The 14075-nt window shown below is 56.6% G+C and carries 16 protein-coding genes; 7 read left to right on the forward strand and 9 right to left on the reverse strand.

Features of this window, described 5'->3' with window-relative positions:
- Positions 1 to 27 precede the first annotated feature (27 nt).
- A complete protein-coding gene (locus B195_RS15415; RefSeq protein ID WP_003441701.1) occupies positions 28 to 930 on the reverse strand; it encodes a LysR family transcriptional regulator in 903 nt (300 codons plus the stop codon).
- Positions 931 to 1034: 104 nt separating this feature from the next.
- Here B195_RS15415 and B195_RS15420 point away from each other — a divergent pair, with 104 nt between their 5' ends.
- Positions 1035 to 2216, forward strand: a complete 1182-nt coding sequence (locus B195_RS15420) for an MFS transporter (protein ID WP_003441699.1) — start codon at positions 1035 to 1037, stop codon at positions 2214 to 2216.
- On the opposite strand, the gene B195_RS15425 is transcribed toward B195_RS15420, so the two are convergent.
- The 3 genes from B195_RS15425 to B195_RS15435 all read right to left on the reverse strand — a co-directional run bounded on the left by B195_RS15425 (position 2164) and on the right by B195_RS15435 (position 4425).
- The gene (locus B195_RS15425; protein WP_003441696.1) at positions 2164 to 3093 is read right to left on the reverse strand and encodes a DMT family transporter; all 930 of its coding nucleotides are present in this window, start codon (positions 3091 to 3093) and stop codon (positions 2164 to 2166) included. The genes B195_RS15420 and B195_RS15425 overlap by 53 nt on opposite strands.
- Positions 3094 to 3162: 69 nt before the next feature.
- A complete protein-coding gene (locus B195_RS15430; protein WP_003441694.1) occupies positions 3163 to 3567 on the reverse strand; it encodes a DUF2177 family protein in 405 nt (134 codons plus the stop codon).
- Between the two features lie 21 nt (positions 3568 to 3588).
- Complete coding sequence (locus B195_RS15435; protein ID WP_003441692.1) at positions 3589 to 4425, reverse strand: S1 RNA-binding domain-containing protein; 837 nt, start codon at positions 4423 to 4425, stop codon at positions 3589 to 3591.
- A 356-nt stretch (positions 4426 to 4781) separates the two neighbouring features.
- Between B195_RS15435 and B195_RS15440 the strand changes: the two genes are divergently transcribed.
- Positions 4782 to 4961: a hypothetical protein gene (locus B195_RS15440; RefSeq protein ID WP_003441690.1), complete on the forward strand. Its 180-nt coding sequence runs from the start codon at positions 4782 to 4784 to the stop codon at positions 4959 to 4961.
- Positions 4962 to 5149: 188 nt separating this feature from the next.
- Positions 5150 to 5872, forward strand: a complete 723-nt coding sequence (locus tag B195_RS15445; protein WP_003441688.1) for a TorF family putative porin — start codon at positions 5150 to 5152, stop codon at positions 5870 to 5872.
- A 22-nt stretch (positions 5873 to 5894) separates the two neighbouring features.
- Here the strand turns inward: B195_RS15445 and B195_RS15450 are convergent, their stop codons facing one another.
- Both B195_RS15450 and B195_RS15455 read right to left on the reverse strand, forming a co-directional pair.
- On the reverse strand, positions 5895 to 6287 hold the full coding sequence (locus tag B195_RS15450) for a hypothetical protein (RefSeq protein WP_003441686.1): 393 nt from the start codon (positions 6285 to 6287) through the stop codon (positions 5895 to 5897).
- 201 nt (positions 6288 to 6488) lie between these two features.
- Entirely contained in the window at positions 6489 to 7835 is a 1347-nt protein-coding gene (locus B195_RS15455; RefSeq protein WP_003441684.1) for a DEAD/DEAH box helicase, read from the reverse strand.
- Between the two features lie 192 nt (positions 7836 to 8027).
- On the opposite strand from B195_RS15455, the gene B195_RS15460 reads away from it, so the two are divergent.
- The 4 genes from B195_RS15460 to B195_RS22885 all read left to right on the forward strand — a co-directional run bounded on the left by B195_RS15460 (position 8028) and on the right by B195_RS22885 (position 11600).
- Entirely contained in the window at positions 8028 to 9296 is a 1269-nt protein-coding gene (locus tag B195_RS15460) for a mechanosensitive ion channel family protein (protein WP_003441683.1), read from the forward strand.
- Between the two features lie 150 nt (positions 9297 to 9446).
- Positions 9447 to 10280, forward strand: a complete 834-nt coding sequence (locus tag B195_RS15465) for a hypothetical protein (RefSeq protein ID WP_003441681.1) — start codon at positions 9447 to 9449, stop codon at positions 10278 to 10280.
- On the forward strand, positions 10244 to 10735 hold the full coding sequence (locus B195_RS15470; protein WP_003441679.1) for a hypothetical protein: 492 nt from the start codon (positions 10244 to 10246) through the stop codon (positions 10733 to 10735). Before B195_RS15465 ends, B195_RS15470 begins: the two co-directional genes overlap by 37 nt.
- Before the next feature lie 568 nt (positions 10736 to 11303).
- Positions 11304 to 11600 carry a hypothetical protein gene (locus tag B195_RS22885; RefSeq protein WP_127196221.1) on the forward strand — a complete coding sequence of 99 codons (297 nt, stop codon included), beginning with the start codon at positions 11304 to 11306 and terminating at the stop codon, positions 11598 to 11600.
- Positions 11601 to 11614: 14 nt separating this feature from the next.
- Here the strand turns inward: B195_RS22885 and B195_RS15475 are convergent, their stop codons facing one another.
- The 3 genes from B195_RS15475 to B195_RS15485 all read right to left on the reverse strand — a co-directional run bounded on the left by B195_RS15475 (position 11615) and on the right by B195_RS15485 (position 13924).
- The gene (locus B195_RS15475; RefSeq protein WP_003441677.1) at positions 11615 to 12175 is read right to left on the reverse strand and encodes an alpha/beta hydrolase; all 561 of its coding nucleotides are present in this window, start codon (positions 12173 to 12175) and stop codon (positions 11615 to 11617) included.
- Positions 12176 to 12212: 37 nt separating this feature from the next.
- A complete protein-coding gene (locus tag B195_RS15480) occupies positions 12213 to 13073 on the reverse strand; it encodes a carboxylate/amino acid/amine transporter (protein WP_003441675.1) in 861 nt (286 codons plus the stop codon).
- 251 nt (positions 13074 to 13324) lie between these two features.
- The gene (locus B195_RS15485; RefSeq protein WP_003441673.1) at positions 13325 to 13924 is read right to left on the reverse strand and encodes an FMN-dependent NADH-azoreductase; all 600 of its coding nucleotides are present in this window, start codon (positions 13922 to 13924) and stop codon (positions 13325 to 13327) included.
- Positions 13925 to 14075: the final 151 nt, after the last annotated feature.

The raw sequence follows: 14075 nt of genomic DNA on the forward strand, positions 1-14075 counted from the left end.
TTTAGGCTAATCGAGCACATTTCTGATTTAAGCCGACGCCTTTAACTTCGTCGAAATAACATCGTTCGGCGGCCTCTGTGCCTGTTGCAGCGCTATCCACGCATTCAGGTTGGCGCCGGTCATGCCTTTTCGCCACATCAACCATGTTGTGGTACTGGCAAAAGGTTGTTTCAAGGGGTGTACGCCGACATTTTCATGCCCCGGCAAGCTAGCCAGCATCGATGCCGGCATCAAGGCCACACCCGAGCCCGCCACTACGCACGCCAACATCCCCTGATAGGATTCGATTTCCATCACTCGCCCCATGGCCGCACGGTCGCTTGCGTACCAGGCCTCAAGCCGGGCCCGATACGAACAACCCTGGCGAAAGGTAAAGACTTCGCGCCCCTGTACATCCCGGGCCCGAGTAACAGGCGGATGATCCAGATCGCTGATCAACACCAGACTCTCATCGCAAAATTCGATACCGTCCAGCCCGGCCAGCTCCAGCGGGCCGTCCACCAGCGCTGCATCCAGACGCCCGGTCAATAACCCTTCCAGCAATTCGCCACTGGGAGCCGACTGCACGTGCAGGTTCACTGCCGGGTAGGTACGGTGATAATGCGCCAGCATGCGCGGCAAATGAGTTGCCGCCGTGCTGTACATCGTCCCCAGGGTAAATTTGCCGCAGGGCACCCCGCCCTGTACCGCACTCAACGCTTCATCGTGCAGGGCAAACAGGCGCGCAGCGTAATCGAGCAGCACCTTGCCCGCCGGAGACAACTGCAGGCGCTGGCGCTCGCGCATAAACAATTCGACCCCCATCTGCTCTTCCAGTTGCTTGAGTCGCGTCGACAGATTGGAGGGCACACGGTGCAGACGCTCAGCCGCACGGGTGATGGAACCTTCTTCGGCCACGGCCTGAAAAATCCGTAATTGACTGAACTCCACGCCATTCTCCAAAACAGAACAAGTAGGTCACTATTATTCATTTTTAAGGAAAGTCAATCTCCTCTAGCCTGACGGTCAATGCCTTCTCTTGAGGAAACAGCTGCATGTCGCCCTTCATTCGCCTGCTCGCCAGCTTTATCGCGCTCATCATGGCCATGGGTATTGGCCGCTTTTCCCTGACCCCACAACTGCCGCACCTGATCAGCGAGGGCCAGATTGACCTGACCGGCGCCGGCCTGATCGCGGCCGCCAACTATCTGGGGTATTTGCTCGGGGCACTGGACGCCATCCGCGCCAAACGTCCGGACCAGGTGCAAGGCCGCCTGCACGCCGGGCTATGGCTGTGCGTAGTACTGACCCTGATTTCAGTCCTGGCCCAGGGCTTCTGGCCGCATCTGCTGTTGCGCTTCGGCACAGGGATTGCCAGCGCCTGGGTCATGGTGATGATCACATCCCTCAGCCAGCACCTGGCCGTGACCGCCAATCGCCCACGCCTGGGGGCACTGGTCTTTGCTGGCCCCGGGGTGGGTGTCCTGCTCACAGGCTTGCTGGCTCTGGTTGCAAATCTTTGGGGACAAAATTCGGCCACGCTCTGGCTGATTTACGCCGCTGCGGCACTGATCATGGTGCTGGCGATCCTGCCGATACTGCCGCAACCGGCCACCCTGCCGGCTGCAACGCACATCTCGCAGCCAGACACCCGCCAGCCCGGAATTGGCCGCCTGGGAGCGATTTATGGGCTGTATGGCCTGGGCTATATCATCCCGGCGACATTCCTGTCACAGATGGCCAGTGCCCAATTTCACGGGCAATGGCAAGCAGACTTGTTCTGGCCCGCCTTCGGATTGTGCGCAGCCATTGGTGTCGTGCTGATCAGTTTGCGCCGCCCCACACCCGGTACCACGGGCTACTGGTTGATGGGCGGGCTATGGATACAAGCACTGGGGGTGCTGGCGTGCCTGCTGCCGAGCAGTACCGGCCTGGCGCTGGGGGTAATCCTGTGCGGGACGCCGTTTTTAGCCTGCATGCCGCTGGTCATGCAACGCTCCAGGGAGCTCGCCCCTCACGCAACGCAGCGTAATGCAGCCTTGCTGACGGCCTGCTTTGCCGTGGGACAACTAGCCGGGCCATTGCTGGCCGCGCTCAGCAGCCATTTCAGTGGAACCCTGCACCCGGCGCTACTCATCGCTGCCAGCGGACTGATGCTGGCCGCAATGCTGGCCTGGCGCTCGGTCAGTGTCCCAGCAGTGCCCGCAGCCTGCGACGCATCCACTGCTCCGCGCTGACAAAGGTGATGCCGAGCAGTACCAGCACTGCGCCCACCACGAAGTTGAAGCTCAAGGGCTCGCCCAGAATCAGCACCCCGAACGTGACTCCGAACAAGGGCGTCATAAACGAGAACACAGCCAGATTGGAGGCCATGTAGCGCTTGAGCAGCCAGAACCACACCAGGTAGCTGAAGAACGACACCACCAGCCCCTGGAACAGAACGCTGGCCACCGCCACGCCGGTAAGGCTGACATGGCTGATCTGTCCGCTGGCGGCGGCAATCACCAGCAGCCCCACAAAGCCGACAATCAGCTGGTAGAACAGGGTCAGCGTGACCGGCGCCTCGGATAACCGGGAGCCACGCACCACTACCGTGGTCGCGCCCCAGGCCATGCCCGCCAAAATACCGTAGGCGTCGCCCAGCAACATGTTGCGATCCATGTCGGCAAATGAAATCCCGCCGGCAAAGGAAAAAGCGATGCCCAGAAACGCGAGGAAAATACCCAGCCACTGCAGCGGACGCAAACGCTCGCTTGGCAATAACCAGTTAATTCCCAGCGCAGTGAAGATGGGCGCGGTATAGAGAAACACCGACATATGTGCGGCGCTGGTCAGTTGCAGGCCTTCGGCAATAAAGAAGAACTCGAGCCCGAACAGGCTGCCCGCCAGTAATCCGCCGCGCCAGGTGGATGGAACCTGGTCCCACCCGCCCTTCCAGCAGATCAGCAGGCCCACCAGCAGCGCCGCAATGCCGGAACGTGCCGCGGCCTGCATCACGGGCGCGATGTCAGGTGCTGCCGTTTTGATCACGACCTGTTGTACACCCCAGATTAGGCACAGGCCCAACATGACTTGCAGTGCGAAAGCATCCGTTGCTCGCCGCGTAACACTCATAGCACCACCTGAAAAAACCACGCCCGGGAAAGATCAAAAAACTCATTGCTCAGGTTTTACCGACCAGGCTCAGGTCGCCAGCTTGCGGGCCACCCAATAACCCGACAGCGAAGCAAGACAGGTCAGTAACCCGCCCCATGCCATGTCCATCAAGGCCAGTTGCGCAGACCAGCCCTGCAGGGTCGCCCAGTTGCTCATGTCATAGGTGCCATAAGCCACCAGGCCGAAGAAGGCACCGCTCAGCGCGGCCCTGAGCGCACTGCCCCGACCCAGGGCCGGCAGCACGACAAAGAACACCAGGCCCGCCACGTACAGCAGGTAGAACGCAACAGCAGGCCCCCACTTCGGCTGCGCCAGCATCAGCGGGCCCAAAAGCTCCTTATAGGTAGAGCTCATGAGCACGCCCAGCCAAAGGCCGTCGAGCACCAGAAAAGCCAATAACGCACCGGCATACGCCCATACAACTCTCCTCATGTCGCGGCCCCTTGTGCTGGATCAGATCAGTTCGATGCGGTCCGGGTGAATCGCAATTTTGCCTTCCTTGTACAACGCGCCAATGGCTTTTTTGAAGTTGCCCTTGCTGACGCCAAACAGGTTGCTGATCGCTTCCGGTGCACTCTTGTCGCTGACCGGCAACACACCGTTGTTATCGCGCAACTTGCTGAGGATCTTCGAGTTAAGGCTGCTGGCAGCTTCTTGCCCGACCGGCTGCAGGCTCAGGCTGATCTTGCCGTCAGCCCGAATTTCCTTGATGTAGCCTTTTTCTTGCTTGCCGGCCCGCATGAACTTGAAGATTTCGTTCTTGTGGATCAAGCCCCAGTGCTTGTTGTTGATCACGGCTTTGAAGCCCATGTCCGTGGCTTCGGCCACCAACAGATCAACTTCCTGCCCCACCTGATAGTTCGGCGGGGTTTTGTCCAGGTAGCGGTCCAGACGCGCAGTGGCAGTGATACGGCGCGTGTGCTTGTCGAGGTAGACGTGTACCACGACGTATTCGCCAGCGGTCATCTGGCGTTTTTCTTCGGAATACGGCAACAGCAAATCTTTCGGCAGACCCCAATCGAGGAAAACACCGATGCTGTTAACTTCAACCACTTTAAGACTGGCAAACTCGCCAACCTGAACTTTTGGTTTTTCCGTGGTGGCAATTAACTTGTCAGCACTGTCCAAATAAACAAAGACGTTGAGCCAGTCTTCGTCTTCACTTGGAATATCTTTGGGAATATAACGGTTGGGCAACAGGATTTCGCCGTCCGCCCCGCCGTCCAGATACAAACCAAAGTTGGTGTGTTTAACCACTTGCAAACTGTTGTAGCGACCGATTAAAGCCATGTTCAATACCCTCATTACGTGGGCGGCATTCTACCCGAGTTTAGGTGTGCGAATTGGAGCGCCGCGGCCCGGCAGGCAAAAAATCTGTGACAGGCATGATTTATCAGGTTTTTTTTCCTCTGCGGGGGTGCCACTCGTCAGCCTGTAGGCGGCTGCCCCGCGCGCGCCCTGCGCCCCGCTCAGTTTCTAAAACCCTGATGTAGTGAATTAAAACAGCGAGTTAGGGAACTATTAGAGCTTCAATCAGATTGATTAATACCACCGTTTATTATTTTAGGAAGATATTTAACAAGCAATTGTCAAGCATTTCAGGTACTATCGCTGGCCAAGTTATTTTCTACAGGTCAATAGCCGCCATGCGTGTAAAAGCATCCGCCAGCAAAGCAAAGCCAGCTCCCGCTGTTGAAACCAGTGATTCAATCAATGCGCAAATTGAAGCATTCTTGAAATCCGGCGGCGAGATTCAACAAATCAACAAAGGCGTCAGCGGCCAGACTTTTGGCCCGTCCAAGCAAATCACGCTCGGCAAAAAGTAATACCCCTCGCGTCATCTGGTCCTCAGGCGCTTTGCCTTCCAAAGCGCTAGGACTATCGAAACAACCCCCGCTGCAGCCGCCTGATCCAGAACCCCAGCAAAAATAGACGAACGGCAATCAATCGCCGGCATTCATCCGTATCCTCTAAAGCCTCTAGATCAAGCCTTCCAGCCATCAGGGAGTGAACCATGCTGACACAGGCGTTACTGCTGGCCGGCACATTACTGGTCAGCACCATGGCCAATGCACAGGTATTTTCCCGGGAGCTGGGCGACTTTGACCTCAAGCTGGCCACCCAGCCAAGTCGCACCATGGCCCAGGGCCTGGTCAAGCCCACCAGCTCCGGCTCGACCTTCCATGGCGGCCTGGACCTGAGCCATGACAGCGGCTGGTATGCAGGGCAATGGGCACCGACCATGGGCATCAAGCCTGGCAGCAACCTCGAAGTTGATTCCTACCTGGGCTACAAACATCCTTTCGACCAGACCCTGAGCTACGAGCTGGGGATGATTCACTACAGCTATCCCAAACTCAACGAGCTCGACAGCCAGCAGATTTTTGCCGGCCTCACGATTCTGGGCACCCGTTTTGGCGCAGCGTTCAGTAACGATCCGGACCGCAAGGACAGCACCCTGTTTGCCGACCTCGGCGTCAACCAGCCTTTTGGCATCGGCATCAGCTTGAAATACACCACCCACCAACTGGGTACACCGGTATCCATTGCCGATGGCAGCAGTATCCACGCCTTCAATGACTGGTCAGTGAAGTTCTCGCGCCCCTGGATGGGCATCGACCTGAACCTGATCTATAGCGACTCAAGTCTCGATGGCGGCGAATGCTCGGCATACTCCGGGCAAAACAGCCAGTGCGACGGGTTGCTGACGTTCAAGGCCGAACGGACATTTTACTGATACTGGCTGGCACAACGCCGAATCAAGCAATTTGAACCTTGGCTGCCACGCCATCAAAGGTGTCCGGATCCAGCGCATCTTCTTGCTCGTCCAGTACCTGCAGCGGATGGCTGTTGCCCGGGATACTGCTGTCGATCAGGCTTAGCAGGCTGGCGCCTCGCGGGGTCAGGATGAAGTTCTCGCCATTGCCACCCTCATCTTCCGGACGCGTTTCGATAAAGCCGCGCTTTAGCAGCAAGGCTTCATAATCGGCAGCTTGCATCTTCAGATCATCCAGATTGCCAATCGGTTGCCCGGCGGCAGCTTGAGCAGCCGCGAGCTGTTCGGCATAGGCACGCGGCGCAAAATTTTCACCGGCGCTATTTTGCACTTCATGCAGCAGACGTTCGATCAGTGGCCAGTTGTAGGTAGTCATCAGCTTTTCGCTCCGTACGGTTCGATGAAATGAGCCCTCATCTGTAGTGACCGGCGCAGCGAGTGGACGTTCAGCTTTATGGCCGACCGGTGACCGGGCACTGACGAAACAGCATAAAGATGCCATCGCGAGCAAACCTTGCACCTGCCAGCACAAAAAAACCCGGCCTGGGCCGGGTTTTTTTGAGGTTACGCCTGGGCTTTATTCAGCGGCCGGGGCTTCTGGCTTGCGACGCTTGAGCGGTGCCATACCGTCCTTGCTGACCAGCGACAGGGCGTCGGTCTTGGGGCGGTTAGCGATTTTACGCTTGGTCGGCGCCTTGGCTCCGGTCTTCTTCTTGACGCCCTTGGCGTCGGTCTTTTTCTTCTTCACGCCAACGGCTTTGCCCGAGGCCTTGACGTTTTTCGGTCCGCCGTAGGTGCCTTTGACTTCCTTGATGGTGCGGCGCTCGAAGCTTTGCTTCAGGTAACGCTCAACGCTGGACATCAGGTTCCAGTCGCCGTGGCAGATCAGCGAGATCGCCAGACCATCATTGCCCGCACGGCCAGTACGGCCAATACGGTGGACGTATTCGTCGCCGCTGCGTGGCATGTCGAAGTTGATCACCATGTCCAGGCCGTCAACGTCCAGACCACGGGCCGCCACATCGGTGGCCACCAGAATCTTGACCCCGCCCTGCTTCAGGCGATCGATCGCCAGCTTGCGATCCTTCTGGTCTTTCTCACCGTGCAAGACAAACGCCTTGTAATCCTGAGCCACCAGGCGACCGTAGATACGGTCTGCCATGGCACGGGTATTGGTGAAGATAATGGCTTTTTGGTAAGTCTCGTTGGCCAGCAGCCAGTTAACGATTTGTTCTTTGTGCTGGTTGTGATCAGCGGTAATGACTTGCTGACGCGTAGTGGCGTTCAGCTGGCTGACCTGGTTGAGCTGCAAATGCTCGGCATTGTTCAGAACCTTGCCAATCATCTCGCGCAGACCGGAACCACCGGTGGTGGCCGAGAACAGCATGGTTTGCTGACGGTTCGGGCACTCATCCACCAGACGCTGAACGTCTTCGGAGAAGCCCATGTCGAGCATGCGGTCGGCTTCGTCGAGCACCAGCACTTCAACTTCTTTCAAGTCGAGGTTGCCGGCATTCAATTGCTCGAGCAGGCGACCCGGAGTACCGATCAGGATGTCCGGCACCTTGCGCAGCATGGCAGCCTGCACCTTGAAGTCTTCACCACCGGTTATCAGACCGGACTTGATGAACGTGAACTGGGAAAAGCGCTCAACTTCTTTCAGCGTTTGCTGTGCCAGCTCGCGGGTCGGCAGCAAAATCAGCGCTTTGATGCTCACGCGGATTTTCGCTGGACCAATCAGGCGATTAAGGATCGGCAGAACGAAAGCAGCGGTTTTGCCACTCCCGGTTTGAGCTGTAACCCGCAGGTCACGCCCTTCGAGCGCGAGCGGGATAGCCGCTGCTTGCACAGGCGTAGGCTCGACAAATTTAAGCTCGGCCACAGCTTTAAGCAGGCGTTCGTGCAGGGCGAAATCGGAAAACACGGGTGCTACCTCGAAGAAATACAAAAAATCAGCGGCATAGATTAACCGTTTCGAGCGCCAAGGCCGAGTTTCTTTGTACAAACGGCATGAAACAAATGATTTTTTAGGGTCTTTAGTCCAACGAGAGCCCTTAAATCGCTCTGAAGTGCTCTAATCCCAGGGATATTTCTTCTTGGGGTAACGCTTTAACTTATGGAAACTCAAACACTCTGGACCCAAATTCAGGATCTTTACGCCAACCTGGACCAACATCCCTGGGTATCGACCATCCTCGGCCTGATCGTGCTGGTAAGTATCGCCCTGCTGGCCGGGCACGTTGCACGCATCATTATTCTGCGCATCACCAAGATCCTTGGCCGCCAGCCTGCCCTGCACTGGATCAGCGACCTGCGCCAGCACAAGGTGTTCCACCGCGTGGCGCAACTGACGCCCTCGCTGATGGTGCAGTTCGGCCGCAACCTGATACCGGAGATGAGCGAAACCGGTCGCCACTTCCTCGGCAACCTGGCGCTGGCCATCACCATCTTTGTGCTGACCCGTGTCATCAGCGCGCTGCTGGATGCCCTGCTCGATATCTATTCGCGTACCAACTACGCCAAGACCCGCCCGATCAAAGGCTACATCCAGCTGACTAAAATGCTGCTGTATGTGTTTTCCGCCATCATCATTGTCGCAACCCTGATCGACCGTTCGCCGATGCTGCTGCTTTCGGGCCTGGGCGCGATGTCTGCGGTCATCTTGCTGGTCTACAAGGACACCCTGTTGTCTTTCGTGGCCAGTGTGCAATTGACCAGCAACGACTTGCTGCGGGTCGGTGACTGGATCGAAATGCCCCAGGTCGGCGCCGATGGCGACGTGATCGACATCACCCTGCACACCGTCAAAGTGCAGAACTTCGACAAGACCATCGTCTCGATTCCAACCTGGCGCCTGATGTCCGAGTCGTTCAAGAACTGGCGCGGCATGCAGCAGTCCGGCGGACGCCGAATCAAGCGAAGTCTGTTTATCGATGCCGGCAATATCGGTTTTCTGACTGATGAACAGGAACAACGTCTGGAGCAGGTACGCCTGCTGAGCGACTACCTGCATCGCAAGCAGGCCGAACTCAAAAGCTGGAACGAAGCACAGGGCAATGTGGCCGCTCTGTCAGCCAACCGTCGACGCATGACCAATATCGGGACCTTCCGCGCCTATGCGCTGGCTTATCTCAAAAGCCATCCCGAAATCCAGCCAAACATGACCTGCATGGTGCGTCAGTTGCAGCCCACGGCCCAGGGCGTACCGCTGGAGGTGTACTGCTTTACCCGCACGACGGTGTGGAGCGACTATGAACAAATCCAGGGCGATATCTTTGACTATCTGTTGTCAGTCATGCCCGAATTCGGCCTGAGCATCTATCAGCAACCGAGCGGCAATGATCTGCGCAACGGGCTGATGCCCGCCCTGACCAAAGAAGCCTGATCAACCGGCGCGGCTCCAGGAGTCGCGCTTCCCTGAAAAAGAATGAATAGTGTCTCGGTCATTAACACTGACGTCTTCAAGTGCACAACGCTAAACCGGCATAATCCAGGTGCACGCGGCCAGGCTTAAGTGACACAAGGAACAAAACAGGTGAAACAAACAGACGCTGAATCAGCGCAACGCGGGATGGAGCCTGCTTGCTTGTATGATCCAGAGTTGATGCAACTCACCAGGGACGAAAAAACCGTACAGTTAGGCAGTAACGAAAGCGACTTTTTGCTCGCACTGATAGATGGCATATCAGACAAGGAATTACTTATCAGCCGGGTGTGGGGCGAGCGCGGTCTCGTGGTCTCGGATGGCAGTTATTACAAGACCCTGCATACATTACGGACGCACTTCTCGGCCATCGGATTGCCCCGCCACGCCATAAAAACCCTGCCCAGAAGAGGGGTGCTTCTGCTGTGCTCTGTCACCCTGAGCAGTCAACGTGAATCCCATGACGACAGTGTGCAGATCGAACCCGTTACTGAAAACACCCCCGTTCAACACCCCACGCAATCAAGCGCACCGACTTTACTGAAGGCGCCCGAGCCCTCAAACGCTCAGACTCTTGTGATCCCGGCACCCGTTCCACAACCCCGTAACTTCTTCAGAATCATTGCGGGCTATGCCGTCGTGCTTGGCGGGCTGTTGATGCCAGTGGTTTATGCCTGGCTAGTGCTCAGCGGCCCTCCGGAACTTGAAGGCTGGAAAGCCATCTGGAGCGAGAACGGCCATACGCTGTATGTCGAGTCCAGCGAGACAATATCCAGAGATGACATTGCAGAACACATGAAACCTTTTGACCCCGGCCTGCTGTTTTCAGGCACCAGTTATTACATCAGAAAGCCATTGTCACAGTTGGTGATCAGTTGCGAAAAGCCTGAAAGTAAAGGAGAGGCCATATGCACCAATTACCAGAACGTTGGCAAAAAACCCTAGTCGGTGCAGGCCTGTTGTCCCTGCTGGTTTTTGGCTGCCTGAGTGCGCGCCATGCCTGGATTATTTACAAGGACATTCCCAGAGCGCCGTGTTACGCCTCTGTTTATTTCAACAATGTGGAATACAGCACTGGCAGATGGTCCGGCGCAGGCGATATCACCATTTCGCCCAAGGAAGATGCCATCTATGTGTACTACAAAATCAAAAGCCCGGATGACATCACCTACATTTACAATCGGAAATTTGAAGTTTCGACTAAAAAACTCGACACCTCGAGATTCCTCTTTGAAACCACCAATGTGGTGACTTTCGATAACGACACGGCTGGCAAGAACACACCCTTCATGTCCAGGGGAATGCATGGCGGCCTGATGACGTTCAATTATTTTTCCGATAACGAGTACTACTACAACATTAACAATTTTCTGACCGGCGTATGCCATGTACCCCGGTAGGTGCCATGCAAGTGTCTGTCGCAAAACACCCGGGCCAGGTCGCCGGGTGTTTTGCCAGTCCTTTGAGGTAGAGCGTTTACCCGCCAAGGTGGGAGAAACAAGATAGAGACAAACGCACAACCGGGTACACACCGACGACCACACTATTGTTAATTGCAAAAAACCCGGCATTTCCCGCGCTCAAAGCGGCCGGCACCAAACCCGTCAAACTTCAGTCGCCCTCGATTGAACCATTGTGTTTTTGACTGGAAATCGACCCGCATTATGGTTGCGTAAGGTTAATTAAGACTGCGCACAAGCCCCCCTTCCCCCCCTGCGCTACCGTGCCTCCCTTAAGTCAGCCCCATGAGCTTATCGAATGACACGCCCGCACTTACACCGGTTGCTCCGGCACTGCCAGAGCCTGTGCCTGTTTTGCACAGCCACGTGCCAGAGACATTTTCAGCCCGCCGCTACTCGCCCAGCCGCAGACCCGGACGCTGATAAATGAACGCCCCCGGCAACACCCCCTACTCATTGCCACAGCCGTCCAATACAGCACCCGCCCCATAACATGGAGATATATTCCGTGGCCCGCCCTATACGCTGGATAAAACCCACCTGCAAAAGAACACGTCACTTACCCGTCTGGAAGCGTTCATTAGCACTGACAGCGGACGGCACTCTATTTATGGCTGCGGCCATGGGAGGTTCGGAAAAAGAAGTCAGCTTTGCATCATTACACGAGAAAGTACCGAGCCTTATTTGTTTTGATCATGTGTATGTGCCTGCTGACTGGCTGCAACAGAGCTTTGGCGCGGCTAACCCCTGGTGCGATTCATTGATTAAAGCCGCACACCCTCATGTCTTGGATCAGGAGGGTTAATGCGGCTTGTAACATCATTGGGATTTAAATTGCGGATCGCCGGTGAGTTTGAATAAGAGCCCGATACCTTGCGGCCATATACCGTAACCGGTATCACCATTGATATGCCCCGCCTTTTGCAACCACACCAGTTCGCTGCCCCAGGCATCGCTGAAGGCACTTGCCCGGGCGCTGGAGACATAGGGGTCGTCCGTGCTGGCAACGGTAATCGAGGGGAAAGGCAGGCGATTGAGCGGCATGGGGGTAAAACCCGAGGTGCCCGGCGGGTAACTGTCGGCTTCGGTATCGCTGGGCGCTACCAGTAACGCGCCGCGCACACGTTCCGCCGCTTGCGGGTGCTGCTGTGCCCAGCGCGCAATCAGCGTACAGGCCAGGCTATGGCCCACCAGGACTACAGGGCGCTGGCTGCCTGCGACTTTCTCTTGCAGGCGCTGCACCCAATCCGTGCAGGTCGGGGTTTCCCAGTCCTGCTGTTTAACCCGGTGCAGCCCGCTGTAACGCTGCTCCCACTGCGATTGCCAATGCTCTGCCCCTGAATTGAACAGGCCCGGCAAGATCAACACCCTGACTGTCATCTCTGGTCTCCATTAGGTGGATGGGTTGCCGAAAACCTTAGACCGTCGCAGCCCTGCGGTCTAGCCGGCTAAGCCAGACGGCAAACAGAATCACCAGCCCCCCCAGCAACAGCCGGCCCAGAGGCTCGTGCTGGTTCCAGATCAGCAGGTTGAGCAATAAACCCACCGGCACATGCAAGTTGTTCATCACCGCCAGGGTGCCACCGGTGACCAGGCAGGCCCCCTTGTTCCACCAGTACATGCCCAGGGCCGTGGAGACCAGCCCCAGGAACACCAGCACGGCCCATTGCAAAGGCGCGTCGGGTAAAAAGTCGGCTTTGCCGAATGCCAGGAAGGCCGGCAATACCACCGCCAAAGCGCCGAGGTAAAAGAAACCGAAACGCCGGTAATGCGGCAGCTCGCTCGGATAACGCGCCACCAGACGCCTGTAAAGCACCTGACCGGCGGCATAGGTGAAGTTGGCCAGTTGTAACAACAGGAAGCCTTTAAAGAAGTCCCCGCTGATGCTGTCGAAGCGAATCACGGCCGCCCCCGATACAGCCACCAGCGCCGCCACCAGTGCCCATGGGTTGAAGCGCCGGTTAAGGGCATCTTCGATCAGGGTCACGTGCAACGGCGTGAGGATGGTGAACAACAGGACTTCGGGCACCGTGAGCACGCGAAAGCTCAGGTACAGACAGACGTAGGTAATGCCGAACTGCAAGGCGCCGATCAGCAGCATGCCGCGCATGAAACCGGGTTCCACCTGGCGCCAGCGGGTCAGCGGAATAAACACCAGCCCGGCCAGTACCACGCGCACCAGTACTGCAAAGTAGCTGTCGACGTGTCCAGCCAGATACTCACCGATCAAGCTGAAGGAAAACGCCTGAATCAGCGTCACAATTAACAGATAACCCATGAATGTCTCGCCCGGAATGTCGTGATTGCCTGACAGCAGATACGGCCGCCGGCTTGTTTCGCAGGGCGCGACATTAGCGGTTTTGCGCCGCTGGCGAAATGCCTGTCAAAAAAAACCCGGTCCAGCGTTAAAGCTGACCGGGTGTGAGCACTCAGGAGAGAAGTGCAAAGGGAGGTTCGATGCGCGAACCGCATGCTTGAAGGAGCAATGAAACGATTTAGCCAGCCGCCGATTATCTGTCGATTAACAGCCTATGCGACTTCAGAAACCCGGGCCTTGGCCTGGTTCAAACCTTTTTCCTGAAAATCACCGCCCAGGTTCATCCCTTCGGCATGGATAAAGGTCAGGTCATGAATGCCGATAAATGCCATCACCTGACGCAGGTAGGGTTCCTGATGGTCCGCCGGGCTGCCGGCATAGATCCCGCCACGCGCCGTCAGCACGTAGGCTTTCTTGCCGGTCAGCAGCCCCTGGGGCCCGGTGTCTGTGTATTTGAAGGTGGTGCCGGCCCGCAGAACATGGTCAAGCCAGGCTTTGAGGGTGCTGGGAATCGCAAAGTTGTACATCGGCGCCGCCATCAACAGCACATCAGCCGCCAGCAGCTCATCGGTGAGCTCGTTGGAGCGCTGCAGAGAGGCTTTCTCGGCTACAGAACGTTGTTCTTCGGGCTTCATCCAGCCACCCAGCAGGTCAGCGTCCAGATGCGGTACCGGGTTCAACGCCAGGTCGCGAACGGTGATCTGATCATCAGGGTGGAGCGATTGCCATTGACTGATGAACTGCCGGGTCAGCTGGCGGGAAAATGAATCCTGCTGACGGGCACTGCTTTCAATGATCAGAACTCGTGACATGCTGGCTAGACTCCATCGGTAAATGCAGTAAGGCGATGGAGGTAAGATTAGAGTGCATAGGTTCGATGAAAAAGCGCAAAAAATTGCTACAACCTATCTATAATCCTGTTTATATAGCGAAAACCTGTAGCCATTGCTGCAGATCGCAATA

This window comes from Pseudomonas sp. Lz4W, from assembly GCF_000346225.2.
GTDB lineage: Bacteria > Pseudomonadota > Gammaproteobacteria > Pseudomonadales > Pseudomonadaceae > Aquipseudomonas > Aquipseudomonas paraversuta.